We start from the raw sequence: 17,154 nt of genomic DNA, 5'->3' as shown, positions 1-17,154 counted from the left end.
CGGAGGCCCTGGGACGCCTCGATCTATCGGCGATTGACCGTCGACGGCGCACCCCTCGCCTTGAAAGGAATCGAACCGCCGACAGCCAAAAGAATTGGCGTAGGATTTACTCGTCGCCGAGCTCAAAGGGCCATATCTGGGCACCGTGCAGAATGCGCAGAATGCGAACGCGGTCGACTGTCACCGTGTAGGCGGCGATGTAGGGAGTGCGAGGAATTACCAACTCCCGCGTTCCCTCAATTCGACCAGGGCGGCCGCTTTCGGGAAAGTCGAGGAGACGCCGAACTGCATGCGCAATCTCCTCGTCGACGTGCACCGCCGCTTTCGGGTTTTCACTTTCAATGTAGCTGAAGATAGCGTCTCGATCGTCAAGCGCATACTGCGCCCAGACAAGCCTCATCGGTCGCCAGCCCCGGCCTTACGCAGAGCTGCCGCCCGGCGCTCGCGAAAGCGAGCCTCAGCATCCGCATCCTCGTAATCAGGTCGCGTATCCTCGAGAGCCTCCAACACTTTGGCGCGGAACCAGGCATCGTGGGCGTCACTGCTACCGACCATCTCGAGCGGTAATGAGCCTTCGTTCGCCGTTCGCGTCAGAAGGATACGAACAGCATCCGAGACAGTCAGCCCCATGTTTTGCAGGACAGCCGTGGCGCGGTCCTTGATGTCAGCATCAATCCGCGTCTGGACCAGTGCATTTGCAGCCATGACAAATCTCCTTCATAAGGCCAATGTAATGCACCTGCATGACAAAATCCAGTATCATCGCGAATGGTGAGACTTCGGAGTTTAGCCGCTTCCCTACGATACATTATGCGATCAATTTGGAACAAACAGTGCACACGGCGACGTTTAAGGCGTACGTTCAATTGAAGAACTTTTCGACCAGGTCTCCGTGCGCCTCAGTTAAACGCTGCGGGCATGCGCTCATCGTGGGGAGAGCCTCCGGCGCCCCTGTTTTGACAGGTGTGTGCGCAGTCAAAACACCTTTCCTTCCCTCAGATGGGTGGTCGTCCCGTTAACCAGGTAGTCGCCCAGCACCCTCGCCTTGTGCGAGAGGGGGTTGTGGTTGAGTACGGTGCGGATGTTGCGCCAGTGCCGATCGAAGTTGTTGTTGCGGGACGTCGCCGAGCCACCGCCGAGCTCAAACATGCGCTCCGCACTTCGCAATCCGAGCTGGCCAATTACAAGCTGCGCTTGCGCTGTCGCACGGGAGCTGGCGATCAAGGCGTCCTCGATCTCGGCGTCCACCCCCTCGCCAAGCGCGGCAACTGTCTGATCGAGTGCAACTGCCGCCGCGGCAATCGCCGTGTCGATCGCGAAGGAATTGGCCGAAATTTCGCCGATGACCTGCTGGACGAAAGGATCCTGATTGGCCGTTTCGGCGCTGCTGTGGGCGGCGGAGCGCGCCTGCTTGCGGACATAGGCAAGTCCATCGGAAAGGACGTTGCGCACTGCGCCGGCAGCACTTGCCGCCAGGTGCAACTGTCGCAGCGTCGAGCAATGGCGCCCCACGAGATTGTCGAGGGCGCGGCGGGCCATCTCGTGCGGGAACACCTCGACATTGTCGAGGATCACGCCTCCACTTGCAGTCAGCCGCTGTCCCATGCCATCCCAATCGTCGAGAATGGTGATGCCCTCCCTGTCGACCGGCAGGAGAACACCGACGGCCTGCCCTTCCTCGTCCAGCGCACTGAACGAGGCGAAGTCGGCGAAGGCCGTGCCTGTGGCGTACCATTTGCGGCCATTCAGCCTGTAGGTGTCGCCCTGCCTGACGATCGTCGTCGTCACCTGGCCCGGACGTGCCGTACCTTGCTCAGTATGGGCGCCGCCGAAGAGCTTTCCGGCCAGGATCAGCTCGATCGCCCCGGCATCCCGCTCGCGCGGCTCGCTGAGGATGACGTTTTCGACATAGTTGAAATGCGACCTTAGGGCGTGCGCCACGTTGGAATCGGCAGCACCGATTGCGGCGATCATCTCGATATAGTCGGCGACCGACCCGCCCGGTCCCCCGAGTGCGACCGGGATGCGCAAGGTTCCAAGCTCCAGTTCGCGGAAGAGCTCGAAAGCTTCGAAGGGAAGCTTGCGCGACAGATCTCGCTCGGCCGCGCCCTTGGCGACCTCGGACACAAAGCCCGGAACGCGCGCGAGAAGTTCCGCGCGTGTCGGACGGGAAACGGTCAGCACCTTGGTTATCGTCACACATCAACTCCGAGACTGAACAAAAGGAGCGTGCAGCCGGGTAGCACCTCGGCTGCACGCGCGCCTTCGATGATCACGCGTCGAGATCATTTACGATTGCCCGTCGAGATAAATGTCTGCGCCGTTGCTCCAAAGATGCTCGACGCCGAGCTTCAGGTTCTTCACCCGCTTGTCGTAGACGGTGATGACAGCCGGTGTGACGATATCGAGCGTCGGCAGATCCTGAACGACCAGCTTCTGGAACTCGTTGAAGAGCTGCAGGCGCTTCTTTGGATCGATCTCAACGGCCGCCGTCTCGAGCAGTCGGTCGACGTCCGGATTGGAATACTTGGAGCCGTTGGTGAAGGGGACACCCGGCTTGAAGTTCTTCGACCAGTAGAGGCGCTGGACGCCGACGGTCGGATCGTAGAGGTTGCTCATGCCTTCGATGGCGATGTCGAAGTCGCGATCGGTGAAGACGCGCTTCACGAAGGTCGCAAAGTCCTGCGTTCGCAGTTCCACCTTGATGCCGACCTTGGCAAGCGCCTGTGCGATATATTCCGCGGTCTGTTTGGGAGGACCTGACGGCTGGGTCGGATCGATGAACAGCTTGAAGCGGAAACCGTCAGCGCCGCGGGCGTAGCCTGCCTCGTCAAGAAGCTTCTCTGCCTTGGCAGGGTCGAACTCGTACTTGGGAAGGTCCGGCGTGTAGAACTTCGCGAGATCCGGGCTCACAGGCCCGTCGAGCCGGGTCGCGTAGCCGAGATAGACGGTGTTGACGATGAAGTCCTTGTCGACCGCATGGGCAATCGCGTGGCGGACCTTGATGTCGGCCAGATACTTGTTTTCGAGGTTGAACTCGGCGCGGGCGATGCTTGGCGAATAGGGCGCCGGGTCGGTATCGACGACAAGGTTCGGATTGGCTTTCAGGCGATCGATGTCGGTCAGCGGCAGGTTGGCCGTCGAGACCTGCACCTCGCCGGTTTCGATCGCCGCAACGGCTGCGGCCGGATCGATGATGAAGCGGAAGATGATCTGGTCAAGATAGGGCTTGGGCGAACCCCAATAGTCCTCGTTCCGCACGAAAAGCGCGTGGCTGCCGCGCACCCATTCGACGAACTTGTAGGGGCCAGTGCCGACCGGCGCGACGTTGTGCGGGTTTTCCGCGATCTTCGTGCCCTCGTAGAGGTGTTTCGGTACGATCGGCGCCTCGAAGCTGGCAAAGGCGGTCAGCAGATAGGGAGCTGGTTTGGCAAGGATCAGTTCCACCTCATGCGAATTGAGGACATTTGCCTCCTTCACATGGGCGAAGGTCGCCCGGCCGCGCGGATGGTTTTCCTTCAGAGCGAGGATCGAAAAAGCAACGTCCTCGGCGGTGAAATCCTTGCCGTCGTGCCAGCGAACACCCTGGCGCAGCTTGAACCAGTAGCGCAGGCCGTCTTCGCTCACCGTCCACTCCGTGGCAAGCAACGGCTGAGGATTGAAATCCTTGTCATAGGTCAGCAGGCTTTCGGTCGCCTTGCCGCTGATGTAGTAGGCAGCGCCCGCGCTATGGGCAATGAGCACGAGAACCGGCGGCTCGGTACCGATATTGATCGATACGCTGCCGCCGCGCGTTGGCTCTTCGGCGGCGAACGTGGGCACCGGCAGCATCGGCACGGCAATCGCGGTCGCGAGCGCAACGGAGGATAGGAGGAACGCGCGGCGCGTCGACTTCAAAGTCCCGGTCTTTCTAGATGTCATCTGAATATCCCCAAGCAGGCGAAGCACAGGCCACGCCGATTTCTCCAGCACCCACCAGGGTGATCGCCAGACCTTATAAAATCTACTATATTTATCGAGATAGTGTAATTCTAAAGTCCGCGGCTTTTCTGAAAAAAGCTACTCAGGCCACTCCGTTTGCCGCGTCCCTGATGTTCACAGGGAGAGGGTGACGCGCCGGCAGGACCGTTTCGATGGAGGAAAAGTTCTCGTTTCGATGAGCGCGCGACAATCCATCCCAAGATCCACCGGCAAAACGCAATCGACAAAATACATCAAATAAATAGATTACATCATTCACGTGCTTGCTTTCCGAAGGAGTTCCCATGCGACCCGAATTTATCGGCCACACGTCAAACAGGGAGGGGTCCGACATCGTCCCCGCCTCCGGTCCGGTCATCGATAAGGCCTACATCCGCAATCATGTTCAGGCGGCGGAAGCGGCGGGCATCGACCGTCTGCTCATCGGCCAATTCGCGCAATGGCCCGACAACAACCAGATCGCCGCCTATGTCTTCAGCCAGACGGAACGGATCGGGGCGCTGCTTGCCCACCGGCCCGGCCTGATGGCCCCGACACTCGGCGCGCGCCAGCTTGCCACCCTCGATCAGTTCTCCGAGGGCCGCTTGTGGGTGCATATCATCACCGGCGGATCCGACACGGACCAGGCTCGCGACGGCGACTTCGAGGATCACGACACCCGCTACGCCCGCACCGACGAGTACCTGCAAGTGCTGAGGAAAGTCTGGGAGAGCGATCAGCCCTTCGATCACGAGGGGCGCTTCTACAGGTTCAAGGGCGCCTATAGCCAGGTAAAGCCGTTCCAGAAGCCCCGCATCCCGATTTCCTTCGGCGGTTCGTCCGATGCGGCGATCGCCGTTGCCGGCAAGCACGCGGATGTCTATGCGCTCTGGGGCGAGCCGCTCGACGGCGCACGGGAAACCATCGGCAAGGTACGGACCGCGGCGATTGCCAATGGTCGCGCGGCAGACGATATCCGCTTCACCCTCGCCTTTCGCACCGTGGTGGCGGAAACCGAAGACGCAGCCTGGGCAAAGGCGGCGGATATCCTCGATAAGGTCAAGTCGCAGGTTGCGCGCTCGGCCGGCGGCAATGGCGAGAAGCTGCCGTCGAACGTCGGTTCTGTTCGCCTGCGGGAGGCCGCCAGACGCGGCAAGGTGCTGGACAAGCGGCTCTGGACCGAGGTCGCAGAAGCGAGTGGCGCCGGCGGAAACTCGACCGCGCTGGTCGGAACGCCCGAACAGGTCGCCGACGCCATCCTCGACTACTATGACGCCGGCGTTTCAAACTTCCTCGTCCGCGGTTTCTACCCGACGGAGGATACCGTCACCTATGGCCGCGATGTCGTGCCCCTCGTCAAAGCCGGTATCGCTGAACGCGAAGCGAGAAAGGTTGCCGCCGAATGACCACGCCGCTCGATATCGTCGACATCCATGCCCATCTCTGGCCGCCAGCCTGGCGCCCCGGCGGGAGATACGAAAAGCCTGCTGGTGCATTTGCGCCGGACATACACCGAAAGATCACCACGCCCCAGGCGCTGGTCGATGAGCTTGAACAAAGCGGTGTATCGCTTGCCGTGGTCACCGCGACGATCGAAAGCCTCTTCGGAATGAAAGGGAGCGTGCCGCTCGAAGCGGTCCGGGAAGCCAACGACTGGCTGGCGACGCTTTCTCGCGAGCATCCGACACTCACCGGATTTGCCGTCGTCGATGCCTTCGCCGGCGATGAAGCGGCACGCGAGGCCGAACGGGCGATCGTGGAGCTGGACCTTTCAGGACTGGTTATCGACTCTTCGCGCGACGGCAAGTTCATCGCCGATCCCGCAGTCCGACCAACACTCGAAGTCGCGGCGCGTCACAGGGTTCCGGTTTTTGTGCATCCCGTTGCCCACCCGGACGCCGGGGTTCTGATCGACGGCGCCGGCAATCTCGGCAATTCGCTCGGGCGTGGATTGATGAACGGCGTCGCCTTCCTGTCGGTCATCCAGTCTTCGCTGCTCGACGAACTGCCGGACCTGCATCTGGTCTTTGCAACACTCGGCCTTGGGGCAATCGTCCAGGCGGCACGCGGCGGCATCTATGCTCGCTCCCACCGTGAAGCGGGGCGACGGCCCAATATCTACTTCGACACGATGGGGCATGATCCGGACATCGTGCGCACGCTGACAGGCTTTTTCGGCGCAGACCGCGTGCTTGCCGGCACGGACTGGCCAATTCTTCCCGCGCTCGATGCGGACTCGTTGCGGCAGAGCTTGGCGCAAGCCGGGCTAAGCGATCAGGAGGCACGTCTCGTTGCTGGCGGCAACGCCCGGCGCCTCCTCGGCCTGCGCCACGATCAGGCGGTGGCGGCGGAATAAACCCCGGCAAAACGAAGACCCGGATCAATGATCCGGGGCTTTTGCAACTCGACCGCCATCTGCCTGACGGCGCCGACACGAAACCTGTCAGGCAACGCGCTGCGAACGGGCAAGCGGAATGATCTCGGCTTCCGTAGCTCCGAAACGCGGCTCGCGTCCCTCGAGCGGATGGCCTGGATCGGTGAAGCCCGGGGTTGACGGATGACCAGGCGCGACGAGCCGGTCGACCAAAGCCTCGTCTTCCGCATCGAGCTTGATGTCAAGCGCGCGGATATAGGCATCCCAATGCTCTTCCGTGCGCGGCCCTGCGATGGTCGAGGTGATCAGCCGATTGTTCAGCACCCACGCGAGCGCAAAATCGGCGGCCGCAATACCCTTGGCCTGAGCGTGCGCTGCGATCTGCTTGGCGATCGCAATCGATTCCTCGCGAAACTCGACGTCGTGCATGCGCTTGTCGCCACGCCCGGCGCGTGTGTCCGCAGCCGGGGCTTCGCCCGGATTGTACTTGCCCGTCAGAACGCCGCGGGCGAGCGGGCTGTAGGATACGGCACCCAGACCGTAGGCGGCAGCCGCCGGCAACTGCTCGGCCTCGGCGGTGCGGTTGACGATGTTGTAGAGCGGCTGGCTTGCAATAGGCCGGTCAATTCCGAGCTGGTCGGCGAGATGGGCGACTTCCGCGATGCGCCATCCCCGGAAGTTCGAGACCCCGAAATAGCGCAGCTTGCCAGCCTTGATCAGGTCGGCGATTGCCCGCACCGGCTCTTCGAGCGGAGCATCGAAGACGGCGCGGTGGAAATAGAGAATGTCGATATAGTCCGTGCCGAGATTGCGCAGCGAGTTTTCGACTGTCTGATAGACCCATTTGCGCGAATAGCCCCCGAGGTTCGGCCCCTTCGCACGCGAATTGACGAACTTCGTCGCCACGACCCAATGGTCGCGATGCGCCTTGATGCCGCGTCCCACCACCTCTTCCGACTTGCCGTCGTGGTAGACGTCGGCCGTGTCGATGAAGTTAATGCCTTGCTCGCGCGCCTTGTCGATGATGCGGAAGGCAACGTCGTCCGGCGTCTGGTTGCCGAACATCATGGATCCGAGCGTCAGCGGCGACACTTTGAGGGCGCTGCGCCCAAGATAGCGATACTCAACCATTCAAGTTCTCCATTTCAGTTGATGTGGTCCGCGACATGACAGGCCACCTGATGGCCGGGTTTGATGGTGCGGAATTCGGGTTCGGTGACGCGGCAGAGGTCCGTCGCCAGCGGGCAGCGGGTGTGGAACCGACAGCCCGACGGAATGTCGCTCGGGCTCGGCAGATCGCCGCCAAGGGGAGCCGCCTGCCGCGGCCGCGAGGGATCGGGAACCGCAGCCATCAAAGCGCGCGTATAGGGATGGCGCGGGTCCGACCAGAGCGTTTCATTGTCGGCGCTTTCCACGATCCGGCCGAGATACATGACCAGAACCCGGTCGCAGAAATAGCGCACCACAGACAGGTCATGGCTGATGAAGAGATAGGAAAGGCCGAACTCCTTCTTCATCTCCACCAAAAGGTTCAGGATCTGCGCCTGGATCGACAGGTCGAGCGCCGAAACCGGCTCGTCGCAGACGATCAGCTCCGGGTTGAGCAGCAGCGCCCGGGCAATGCCGATCCTTTGCCGCTGGCCGCCGGAGAATTCGTGGGGGTAACGATTGATGGCATCGGCGGGCAGCCCGACCTTGGCGATGATACCGGCGACAGTGCGCCGCCGCTCCGGCCGGCCGCCAGCCTTGTGGACGACCAGCGGTGCTTCGAGGATTTCACCGATCGTGTGGCGCGGATTGAGCGAGGCGAAGGGATCCTGGAAGATCATCTGGATCGACTTGCGAACGTTTCGGAGCCGCCCCTGATCAAGGGTCGTGATGTCTTCGCCCTTGAATTCGATCCGTCCAGCGGTCGGATCGACCAACCGCAACAGCGTCTTGCCAAGGGTCGATTTGCCACAGCCGCTTTCGCCGACTAGCCCGACGGTTTCACCGCGCTCGACCACGAGATCGACGCCATCGACGGAGCGCAAGAGGCCGTCGCGGGTGTTGTAATGGGTCTTGAGATCAGAGGCTGAGAGAAGCGGCATCGGGGACGGCCTTGAGGGACGAGGTGAACGGGCAGGCAACGAGCCTCTCCGGCGTCTGAGCAATCAGCGGCGGCACCTGATGGCCGCAGCTCGCACGCGCCTGGCGACAGCGCGGCCTGAAGGGACAGCCGGCCTCGCCGGCCGCCGAGACGATCGACCCGGGGATCTCGGTCAAGCGACCGCTCAGATAGTGAAAGTCGCTCTTCAGACGTGGCGAGGCCGAAAGCAGCCCGCGCGTATAGGGATGCAGCGGATCGTTGAAGAGATCCCCGGGGAGAGCCTGCTCGACCTTGCGGCCGGCATACATGACGACGACCTTGTCGGCCCATTGCGCGACGACGCCGAGGTCGTGGGTGATCAACACCACCGCCATCTGCAGTTCGCGTCTGAGCGTGTCGAGCAGGTCGAGCACCTGCGCCTGGATCGTCACGTCGAGCGCGGTCGTCGGTTCGTCGGCGATCAAGAGTTTCGGCCGGCAGGCAACGGCCATGGCGATCATAACCCGCTGTCGCATGCCGCCCGAGAGCTGGTGGGGATAGTCGTCGACCCGCTTTTCGGCGGCCGGGATGCGCACGAGCCTCAGGAGTTCGATCGCCCGTTCGCGCGCCGCCCTGCCCGAGAGCTTCTCATGCACCTTCAGCACTTCGCCGATCTGCCAGCCGATCGACATGACGGGATTGAGGCTCGTCATCGGCTCCTGAAAGATCATGGCGATCTCGCGCCCGCGCAGCTGCCGCATCTCGCGCGCATCGAGACCGAGAAGATCGCGGTCGTCAAAGACGATGCGGCCACTGGTGACCCGTGCTGTGCGCGGCAGCAACTGCATCAGGGCAAGTGCCGTCAGCGATTTGCCCGAGCCGGATTCTCCGACGATCGCCAGTGTCTCGCCGGCGCTGACCTCAAAGGAAAGATCCCGGACCGGTTCAGCGCGCGGAAAGCCGATGGTGAGGTTTTCGACCTGAAGCAGCGGCGCCATTGTCAACGGTCCTGCGAGAACCGGGGGTTGAGGGCGTCATTCAGCCCGTCGCCGATGAGATTGAGCGCAAGCACCGTGAAGACGATGGCCAAGCCCGGAAGAGCTGTCAGGTACCAGGCCGTTCTGACCAGTTCGCGGCCAGTGCCGATCATCGACCCCCAGCTCACCACGTTCGGGTCGCCGAGCCCCATGAAGGAAAGCGCCGATTCCATCAGGATTGCGGTTGCGACCATGACCGAAGACGTGACGATGATCGGCGGCAGCGCGTTCGGCAGGATCTCGCGGAAGATGATCCGCCCATGGCCAACGCCGAGGCTGCGGGCAGCCATGACGAAATCCTTCTCGCGGATCGCGCGAAACTCGGCCCTCGTCAGCCGCGCGACCGTTGGCCAGGAGATAACGGCGATCGCAAGCGTCACCGTCGTGGCCGAGGGTTGGACGATCGCAACCAGAACGACAAGAAGCACGAAGCTCGGCAGGGTCTGGAAGATCTCGATGAGCCTCACCAGAAGGTCGTCGACCCAGCCGCCGAAATAACCGGCAATCGCGCCGACGACCACGCCGAAGGTGAGGCCGAGGGCCGTCGCCACCAGCCCCACGAACAGGGAGATGCGCGAACCATGCAGGATGCCGGCGAGCACGTCGCGCCCAAGTGAATCCGTACCGAGCGGGAAAGCCGGATCCTGGCACGGCCACAGGAACGGTTTTCCGACCATCGACAGGGGGTCGTCGGGGTAGAGCACCGGCGCCAGCAGCGCGACGGCGATGACGAGTGCAAGGAATGCGGTGCCGAACAGCGCATTGGGGTTGGCGAAGAAGACCTTCAGCGCCCGGTGCCCATTGGTGACGGCGACCGCAGCGTTTGGCTGGGAACGCGCGTCAGGCGCCTTCATGTTTGACCAGGACGGACGTTCCGGCGCGGTTGCCTGCTCGTTCGTCGCCGGAGCAGCATAGGCGCCGCCGGTGACAGCAGGAAAAGCCCCGAAGTCGGTGGTGGACATCAGCGCGCTCCAATTCGAGGGTCGAGCCAGGCGTGGACGAGGTCCACGGCGGCATTGGCAATGATGACGAGAAGAGAGGACAGAAGCAGGATGCCGAGCAGCACGGTGAAATCCCGGCCCATGACCGCCTCGAAGGCAAGCCTGCCGAGACCCGGCCAACTGTAGACGGTTTCCACCACCACGGCGCCGCCGAGCATACCGCCGATATGCATGCCGGCCATGGTCGTGATCGGGATCAGCGCGTTGCGCAGAATGTGCCTTGCCGTCACGCCAAACGGCGTCAACCCCTTGGCATAGGCGGTGCGGACGAAATCTTGGTTCTTGACTTCGAGCATGGCGGCACGGGTCAGCCGCGCGTAGATCGCAACGTAGAACAGCGCGAGCGAGGTCGCCGGCAGCACCATGTAGCGGGCCTTGTCGAGCAACGCCGGGAATCCTTTCAGCTGGGATCCGATCGTGCCCGCACCGCCGCTCGGCAGCCAGCCGAGCTTGACCGAAAAGAGCACGATCAGCATCAGGCCGATCCAGAAGCTCGGGATCGAGTAGAAGAGCAACGAGAACACCGACAGCAGGCGGTCGGGGATCCGGCCCGCAAAGGTCGCCATCAGCGATCCGAGGATGACACCGAGCAGGATCGCGATGAGGAGCGCGACCGCCATCAGCGTCAGTGTTCCGGGCAGCCGCTGGGCAATCAGATCGGCGACCGGCATGCCGTAGCGCGGGGAAAAGCCGAGGCTGAATTGCGCGAGGTTGCCGAGATAGGTGGCCAATTGTTCGAGCACCGGGCTATCCAGCCCGAAGCGGGCTCTCAGCGCCGCAACGCTTTCTTCGGTCGCCGAACCCGCCTCGCCGGCCAGAACATCGGCCGCGTCGCCGGGAGCCAGCTGCAAAAGGAAGAAATTCAGGATCACAATTCCAAGGATCGTCGGAACCGCCTGCAGAAGCGTTCGTCGAAGCGTTCGCGCAATTCTGATCAGCACCGGCATCGATGTCGCCTCTCCGTTTGGCCGTCCGCCAACAGCGAACCTTCACCTCGGCCTGACCCTTCGCCGCGGATGATTTTTATAGTTGACTAATTACATAGGCTTTGTCAAATCTGTTTTAGTAATTTCGCCCTGAGATTAGCCACTTACAGGAACACAATTCCTGCGATTTATTGATAGTTGAACTCGTATTGGAATACTAATCCGAAATCGGTACAGCTCTCGCAATGACTGACTAGGAAGACGCACTCGAACGAAAAACCCTTCCCGGCACATCCCATTGAAGACAGCGGAGAAACCCCGTGACACGCAAAAATGCCATCTCGCAAATCTGGTACACGCGCTGCCCTGTCCCGACACCCGTGGGGCTCGCCACCCAGCTCGGCCTGCTCGACAAGGCGTTTGCCGCGGAGGGCATTACGCTTAACTCGATCATCGACAGCAAGGACCGCTCCGTCCGATCCAGCCACTTCGATCACCATCTCGATTATTCGTTTCGCCATGGCGGCAACGTCCCGCCGATCCGCGCCCGCTCGGAAGGCAACCCGACACGCCTGGTCGGCATCACTTGGACCGACGAATTCCAGGCCATCATCACGTTGCCCGGGACCGGGATCAAAACGACGCGCGATCTTGTCGGCCGACGCTTCGGCATTGCGCGCCGACCACCCGGTATCATCGACTTCATGGCCGCAACGGCGCTGAAGGGCCTGGTTTCCGCTCTGTCGCTCGAAGGGCTCACGCCCTCCGATGTCCAGATCGTCGATATCCCGCTTTCCGAAAGCGTTCTTGATGGCAGGGAGGGCCCGCAGCTCTACGGCCTCAGAAACCGGCAGGCCTACGGGCCGGAAGTGGCCGCACTGCTGCGCGGCGAGGTGGACGCGATTTATGTCAAAGGCACGCCCGGTATTGCCGTTGCCAATCTCTTTGCGGCTCACACGGTCGCGGAATTCGGTTTCCACCCGGACCCGAAGATCCGCATCAATTCCGGCTCCCCACGGGTGCTGACCGTCGATGAACGGCTGGCGGAAGATCGTCCTGACCTCGTCGCCAAGCTGATCGCGACGCTAAAGCAAGCCGGCGCCTGGGCCGAAGAGCACCCCGAAGAGGCGCGCCGCTTGGTTGCTCGCGAAGTCGGCGCATCCGAAGAGGTCGTGGCTGCGGCCAACGGTCCGGATCTGCACAGGCATCTCGGCATCGGCCTCGAACCGGAACTCGTCGCGGCGATCGGGCACTACAAGGACTTCCTGCATCAATGGGGGTTCCTGGCCGAGAACTTCGACATCGACGCATGGGTCGACCACCGTCCCTGGGCGGAACTCGACATCCGCGCTGTCGCCTGAACGAGAGCAACAAATGACCGATCCCACACGTTTCGAGCTGGTGATTGCCAAGGCCGAAGAGCTCGGAAAACGCTTCGCCCTCACAGCGCGCCACTACGATGAAACCGGCGAATTCCCTTTCGCCAATTTCGACGCGCTCCATGAGGCGGGACTGCTTGGCCTGGTAACGGCGCCCGAGCACGGCGGCCTCGGCGGCGGATTGACGGAGGCGCTCGCCGTCATCTCGGCAATAGCCCGCGGAGAGCCGTCGACCGCCCTCGTTCTTTCAATGCACTACAACCAGCACTATTCGGTGCGCACCTCAGGCAAGTGGCCACAGCACCTGGTCGAGCGTGTTACCAGGGCCAATCGCGAGGGCGTCGCGCTGATCAATGCCGCGCAGGTGGAGCCGCGCGTCGGTTCGCCATCGCATGGGTCGTTGCCGGAAACCATTGCCCGGCGCGTTGGCGACCAGTGGCGCATCACCGGCCACAAGACCTATGCCACCGGCATCCCGCTGCTGCGCTGGGTGGCGGTCCTTGCGGTCACCGACGAGCCGGAGCCGAGGCTGGGTTCGTTCCTCGTACCGACGTCGGCCGATGGTATTCGCGTCGAAAAGACCTGGAACGCCACGGGCATGCGGGCAACCAACAGCGACGACCTGATCCTCGATGACGTCGCGATCCCGCTGGAGGATGTTCTCGACATCGCGCCGGCGAGGGAGGGCCTGAAACGCGACGAACGCATGGGTGCCTGGTATTTCAGCCTTGTCCCGGCAATCTATGACGGCGCCGCGCAGGGCGCCCGCGACTGGCTGATCGACTTTACCACCTCGCGGGCACCGGCAAGCCTCGGCGCACCGCTTTCGACTGTCCCCCGCATTCAGGACGGCCTTGGCGAGATCGAGGTCTTGCTGACAGTCAATCGCAGGCTCCTGCGTTCGATTGCCGAGGATTTCGATACGGGGCGCGCCTTCGGCGCTGACGCTGCCGCGGTCAAACATACGGTGATCGCCAATGCAATCACGGTGACAACCCTTGCCCTTGAGCTTGGCGGCAACCCCGGCATCAGCCGCGACAATCCGCTGGAGCGTCACCATCGTGACGCCCTCTCTGGCAAGGCGCACGCGCCGCAGAACAACCTCATCCGGACGATGCTCGCCAAGGCCGCGTTCAGCCGCCACGCCGCAGCATCTGCCGTTGCGCTGGAGCCGGTGCCGGTTCGGTCTCACCACCAGCCCCGCCTTGCAGTCGCCGGCCGCAGCTAGGAGTTTTATGATGTCTTCCCTCGATTCCGTCTGGTACACACGCTGCCCCGCCCCGACCCCGCTGTCGATCGCCCATCAACTCGGCTGGCTCGACAAACAGTTTCAGAACGCCGGCGTTGCCGTGCGCTCGATCCGCGACAGCAAGGATCCGTCGGTCCGGCAGAGCCACTTTACCCATGCGCTGGATTACTCGTTCCGGCAGGGCGGCAACATTCCACCGATTTGGGCGCGATCCGGTGGTCGCGAGACACGCGTCGTCGGCATCACCACGACAGACGAATTCCAGGCGATCATCGCGCTTCCAGGTTCCGGCATCGCTGTGGCGAAAGACTTGAAAGGACGCCGCATCGGCGTGCCACGCAAACCCAATTCCGACGTCGTAGACTTCCAGCGGGCCACCGCCTTGAAAGGCATCGTCTCGGCGCTTTCGCTCGACGGCCTCGATCCCGGCAATGTCGAACTCGTCTATCTCGACACCGAGGAGGGCAACCTGGTCGAACGGGGTAATGCCGCCTTCCTGGGCTTGAAGCGCCGATATCCCTATGGCGACGAACTTTTGGCCCTGGCCTCGGGCAAGATCGACGCTTTCTTCGTCAAGGGTGCCGAAGGTATCGTGCTCGCCAATCAGATCGGTGCAGTGGTGGTGGCGGAATTCGGCTTCCATCCGGATCCGAAGATCCGCATCAACAATGGCACGCCGAGACCACTGACGGTCGACGCTCGCTTTCTTGACGAACATTTCGACCTCGTTGTCGATCTTGTGTCGACCGTCGCCAGCGTCGGCGATTGGGCGGCCTCGAACCCGGATACGGCTGTTCGCTTCATCGCCAACGAGATCGGCGTCGGCGAGGACGCGGTCTGGGCTGCCAACGGCCCGGACATCAATCTCCATCTTGGATTGGCACTGGACGAACTCCAGATCGCCGCGTTTGATCACTTCAAACGCTTCCTTCTCGATTGGGATTTCATTCCAGCCGATTTCGACGTCTTCAGTTGGATCGATCACCGGCCGCTGGAGGCCACATTGCAGCGGTCCGCCGCATGAGCGCCACGCCGATCCTCGTTACCGGCGCCACGGGCAAACTCGGGCGGCTGATCGTCGAGCGGCTAGTGGCGCTCGGGCAACCGGTTCGCGTCTTTACCCGACGCCCGGAGACGGCACGTGCCCTGTTCGGCGAGACTGTCCAGATAGCCGCAGGCGATTTCGGCGACCGCGCCGCGCTCGACGCGGCCGTTCGAGGTGTGGAGCGCCTTCTTCTGCTGTCCCCCATCAGCGCCAGACTCGTGATGGATCAGACCGCTGTCGCCGATGCTGCCGCCGCCGGAAACGTTGCCCGCATCGTCAAGATATCGGGCTCCGACTGGACGATCGAACCGGCCGGCAATTCGATCTCCGGGGCCGCACACGCTGCCGTCGAACGTCACCTGCAAGGCCTGCCGGTGGAGACCGTTTCGCTTCGGCCCAACGCCTGGATGCAGGTCTCGCTCGCCAACACCATCAGGCACGCGGTCACGAGTGGCCAGGTCGCCACCGCCAACCTCGACGCCGGCATCGGCTACATCGACGCCCGTGACATTGCCGATATCGCCGTGCATCAACTCCTGGCCGATCGCGTCCGGGGCCGCACGCTCAGCCTCACCGGCCCGGACGTAGTCTCATTGCGTCAGGTCGCTTCTCTACTGACGACAGCCTTGAAACGGCCGATTGCCGCCCTCGAGAAGCCACCACAGACGGTTCCCAAAGATGGTGACTTCGAACACCGCGCCGTTGCGCAATTTTCAAGGTTGATCGCTGCCGGCCGTGCCGCGACGACGACCGACATCGTACCGACACTGCTCGGCCGCCCGCCCCGGACCGTCGAAGCGTTCATCTTGGAACAGGTCGCTACAGCGGCTGCAGTTCCCGAGTATCAGCCATGACCATACCCTTCGTCGACGTCGCCATCATCGGTGGAGGACCGGGCGGCCTCGCCCTGGCGCAGGGCCTCAGGAAGAACGGCATCGACACCGCCATCTTCGAGCGCGACCCGGTCCGCTCGGACTATGTACAAGGCTTCCGAATGCGGATCCGGCAACGCGGTATTGACGCGCTTCAGGCGAACCTGCCGGCCCATCTCTTTCACGCTTTCCTCGATACGCTTGGGCTTGCGCCGACCGAGAACCTGGTCCTCGACGAAAGGTTCAACCGTCTGGAGGATGCCGGACAGGCGGCCCCAGAGCCCGAAGATACCCACATCGAGAAGTCGGTCAGCCGGATCACACTCCGCCAGATCCTTCTGTCCGGGCTCGACGGCGTCTTTCACACAGGCAAACGGTTCGAGCGCTACGAGCAGCTTGCCGACGGAACGGTGCTTGCGCATTTCTCCGACGGCTTGGCCGTGCGCGCCAATCTTCTGGTCGGGGCCGATGGAGCGGGATCGGCGGTACGCCGCCAGCTCCTGCCGGACCTCAAGAGCATCGACACCGGCGTGCGCCGGCTGGCCGGCAAGATCACGATCGACGAGGCTGAGCGACGGGGCATCTCACCGCTTCTCACGGAGTTCAATACCAACATTCGCCCGCGCGACGGCCGCGGCCTGATGATCACCAGCCACCGGGTCGATCCATCCGTCTATGCCCGCTACGACTTTGTCAGTGCAGAAGACCCCGGCCACCGCGACATCCCCGGCTTCCACTTCAACAACTCGACCAGCTACACCTGGTGGAACACGGCCTACGATACCGACGAGCTCGGGCCAGACGAGGAGCTTGAATCTCTCGACGGTAATGCCCTGCTCGAAACGCTCCTTCAGCGCATCGGACACTGGGACGAGCGCATCCTGAAGCTCATTCGCCACAGCGACCCGTCGACGGTGGCCTTCCTCAAGGTCAAGAGCTCCACCCCCGGCGCGGTATGGCAAAGCGGGCCGGTGACGCTGCTCGGCGACGCGATCCACGCGATGACCTATTTCCGCGCGCTTGGCGGCAACACCGCCCTCTACGATGCCGGATTGCTCGTTCGCGAGCTTGTCGCCGCACGGCGCTTCGGCAAGCCACAGCTTGCCGCTGTGAACGACTACGAAAACGCCATGCGCGAACACGGCTACGAAGCCGTGCGGTCCTCGCTTTCCGCCATGCAGCGCAATGTCGGCGCCAATCGACCGCTCAAGGCGATACCTGCCCTCTAGCCCCCAGGAAAATC

16 protein-coding genes are annotated in these 17,154 nt (G+C 62.7%); 7 read left to right on the top strand and 9 right to left on the bottom strand.

Going from position 1 to position 17,154, the window contains the following annotated elements:
• Positions 1–106 precede the first annotated feature (106 nt).
• From ASE60_RS04985 to ASE60_RS04970, 4 genes are all read right to left on the bottom strand, one after another.
• Complete coding sequence (locus ASE60_RS04985; RefSeq protein ID WP_057248628.1) at positions 107–400, bottom strand: type II toxin-antitoxin system mRNA interferase toxin, RelE/StbE family; 294 nt, start codon at positions 398–400, stop codon at positions 107–109.
• Complete coding sequence (locus ASE60_RS04980) at positions 397–705, bottom strand: type II toxin-antitoxin system RelB/DinJ family antitoxin (RefSeq protein WP_057248627.1); 309 nt, start codon at positions 703–705, stop codon at positions 397–399. Before ASE60_RS04980 ends, ASE60_RS04985 begins: the two co-directional genes overlap by 4 nt.
• A gap of 270 nt (positions 706–975) precedes the next feature.
• Positions 976–2,199: an acyl-CoA dehydrogenase family protein gene (locus tag ASE60_RS04975; protein WP_057248626.1), complete on the bottom strand. Its 1,224-nt coding sequence runs from the start codon at positions 2,197–2,199 to the stop codon at positions 976–978.
• 90 nt (positions 2,200–2,289) lie between these two features.
• Positions 2,290–3,921, bottom strand: a complete 1,632-nt coding sequence (locus ASE60_RS04970) for an ABC transporter substrate-binding protein (RefSeq protein ID WP_057248793.1) — start codon at positions 3,919–3,921, stop codon at positions 2,290–2,292.
• Positions 3,922–4,265: 344 nt separating this feature from the next.
• Between ASE60_RS04970 and ASE60_RS04965 the strand changes: the two genes are divergently transcribed.
• Both ASE60_RS04965 and ASE60_RS33440 read left to right on the top strand, forming a co-directional pair.
• Positions 4,266–5,366, top strand: coding sequence for an LLM class flavin-dependent oxidoreductase (locus ASE60_RS04965; RefSeq protein ID WP_057248625.1), 1,101 nt, complete (start codon positions 4,266–4,268; stop codon positions 5,364–5,366).
• Positions 5,363–6,316, top strand: a complete 954-nt coding sequence (locus ASE60_RS33440; protein ID WP_112995721.1) for an amidohydrolase family protein — start codon at positions 5,363–5,365, stop codon at positions 6,314–6,316. The genes ASE60_RS04965 and ASE60_RS33440 overlap by 4 nt, the downstream gene beginning before the upstream one ends.
• Before the next feature lie 87 nt (positions 6,317–6,403).
• Here ASE60_RS33440 and ASE60_RS04955 read toward each other — a convergent pair whose 3' ends face one another.
• Genes ASE60_RS04955 through ASE60_RS04935 form a run of 5 tightly spaced genes read right to left on the bottom strand, consistent with a single transcriptional unit; the run spans position 6,404 to position 11,387 of the window.
• Positions 6,404–7,465 carry an aldo/keto reductase gene (locus ASE60_RS04955; RefSeq protein WP_057248624.1) on the bottom strand — a complete coding sequence of 354 codons (1,062 nt, stop codon included), beginning with the start codon at positions 7,463–7,465 and terminating at the stop codon, positions 6,404–6,406.
• 14 nt (positions 7,466–7,479) lie between these two features.
• Entirely contained in the window at positions 7,480–8,424 is a 945-nt protein-coding gene (locus ASE60_RS04950; protein WP_057248623.1) for an oligopeptide/dipeptide ABC transporter ATP-binding protein, read from the bottom strand.
• Positions 8,402–9,400 (bottom strand): ABC transporter ATP-binding protein, encoded by a 999-nt coding sequence (locus tag ASE60_RS04945; protein WP_057248622.1) that lies wholly within the window; start codon positions 9,398–9,400, stop codon positions 8,402–8,404. The genes ASE60_RS04950 and ASE60_RS04945 overlap by 23 nt, the downstream gene beginning before the upstream one ends.
• A gap of 2 nt (positions 9,401–9,402) precedes the next feature.
• A complete protein-coding gene (locus ASE60_RS04940) occupies positions 9,403–10,401 on the bottom strand; it encodes an ABC transporter permease (protein WP_057248621.1) in 999 nt (332 codons plus the stop codon).
• Entirely contained in the window at positions 10,401–11,387 is a 987-nt protein-coding gene (locus ASE60_RS04935; protein ID WP_057248620.1) for an ABC transporter permease, read from the bottom strand. Before ASE60_RS04935 ends, ASE60_RS04940 begins: the two co-directional genes overlap by 1 nt.
• Before the next feature lie 299 nt (positions 11,388–11,686).
• Between ASE60_RS04935 and ASE60_RS04930 the strand changes: the two genes are divergently transcribed.
• From ASE60_RS04930 to ASE60_RS04910, 5 genes are read left to right on the top strand one after another with little or no spacing between them, the layout of a single operon-like run.
• The gene (locus ASE60_RS04930; protein ID WP_057248619.1) at positions 11,687–12,727 is read left to right on the top strand and encodes an ABC transporter substrate-binding protein; all 1,041 of its coding nucleotides are present in this window, start codon (positions 11,687–11,689) and stop codon (positions 12,725–12,727) included.
• A 13-nt stretch (positions 12,728–12,740) separates the two neighbouring features.
• Complete coding sequence (locus tag ASE60_RS04925) at positions 12,741–13,973, top strand: acyl-CoA dehydrogenase family protein (RefSeq protein WP_057248618.1); 1,233 nt, start codon at positions 12,741–12,743, stop codon at positions 13,971–13,973.
• A 10-nt stretch (positions 13,974–13,983) separates the two neighbouring features.
• Complete coding sequence (locus ASE60_RS04920) at positions 13,984–15,018, top strand: ABC transporter substrate-binding protein (RefSeq protein WP_057248617.1); 1,035 nt, start codon at positions 13,984–13,986, stop codon at positions 15,016–15,018.
• Entirely contained in the window at positions 15,015–15,893 is an 879-nt protein-coding gene (locus ASE60_RS04915; RefSeq protein ID WP_057248616.1) for an NmrA family NAD(P)-binding protein, read from the top strand. The genes ASE60_RS04920 and ASE60_RS04915 overlap by 4 nt, the downstream gene beginning before the upstream one ends.
• Positions 15,890–17,140: an NAD(P)/FAD-dependent oxidoreductase gene (locus ASE60_RS04910; RefSeq protein ID WP_057248615.1), complete on the top strand. Its 1,251-nt coding sequence runs from the start codon at positions 15,890–15,892 to the stop codon at positions 17,138–17,140. The genes ASE60_RS04915 and ASE60_RS04910 overlap by 4 nt, the downstream gene beginning before the upstream one ends.
• The last annotated feature ends 14 nt before the right edge of the window (positions 17,141–17,154 follow it).

Source organism: Ensifer sp. Root278, from assembly GCF_001429285.1.
Lineage (GTDB): Bacteria > Pseudomonadota > Alphaproteobacteria > Rhizobiales > Rhizobiaceae > Ensifer.
This window is presented reverse-complemented; position numbering and strand designations above follow the sequence as displayed.

Coding starts and splice junctions, on each gene's coding strand:
- ASE60_RS04920 (WP_057248617.1), top strand. CDS start 13,984: ATGTCTTCCCTCGATTCCGTCTGGTACACACGCTGCCCCGCCCCGACC.
- ASE60_RS04955 (WP_057248624.1), bottom strand. CDS start 7,465: ATGGTTGAGTATCGCTATCTTGGGCGCAGCGCCCTCAAAGTGTCGCCG.
- ASE60_RS04940 (WP_057248621.1), bottom strand. CDS start 10,401: ATGTCCACCACCGACTTCGGGGCTTTTCCTGCTGTCACCGGCGGCGCC.
- ASE60_RS04980 (WP_057248627.1), bottom strand. CDS start 705: ATGGCTGCAAATGCACTGGTCCAGACGCGGATTGATGCTGACATCAAG.
- ASE60_RS04910 (WP_057248615.1), top strand. CDS start 15,890: ATGACCATACCCTTCGTCGACGTCGCCATCATCGGTGGAGGACCGGGC.
- ASE60_RS04945 (WP_057248622.1), bottom strand. CDS start 9,400: ATGGCGCCGCTGCTTCAGGTCGAAAACCTCACCATCGGCTTTCCGCGC.
- ASE60_RS04915 (WP_057248616.1), top strand. CDS start 15,015: ATGAGCGCCACGCCGATCCTCGTTACCGGCGCCACGGGCAAACTCGGG.
- ASE60_RS33440 (WP_112995721.1), top strand. CDS start 5,363: ATGACCACGCCGCTCGATATCGTCGACATCCATGCCCATCTCTGGCCG.
- ASE60_RS04935 (WP_057248620.1), bottom strand. CDS start 11,387: ATGCCGGTGCTGATCAGAATTGCGCGAACGCTTCGACGAACGCTTCTG.
- ASE60_RS04950 (WP_057248623.1), bottom strand. CDS start 8,424: ATGCCGCTTCTCTCAGCCTCTGATCTCAAGACCCATTACAACACCCGC.
- ASE60_RS04925 (WP_057248618.1), top strand. CDS start 12,741: ATGACCGATCCCACACGTTTCGAGCTGGTGATTGCCAAGGCCGAAGAG.
- ASE60_RS04965 (WP_057248625.1), top strand. CDS start 4,266: ATGCGACCCGAATTTATCGGCCACACGTCAAACAGGGAGGGGTCCGAC.
- ASE60_RS04970 (WP_057248793.1), bottom strand. CDS start 3,921: ATGACATCTAGAAAGACCGGGACTTTGAAGTCGACGCGCCGCGCGTTC.
- ASE60_RS04985 (WP_057248628.1), bottom strand. CDS start 400: ATGAGGCTTGTCTGGGCGCAGTATGCGCTTGACGATCGAGACGCTATC.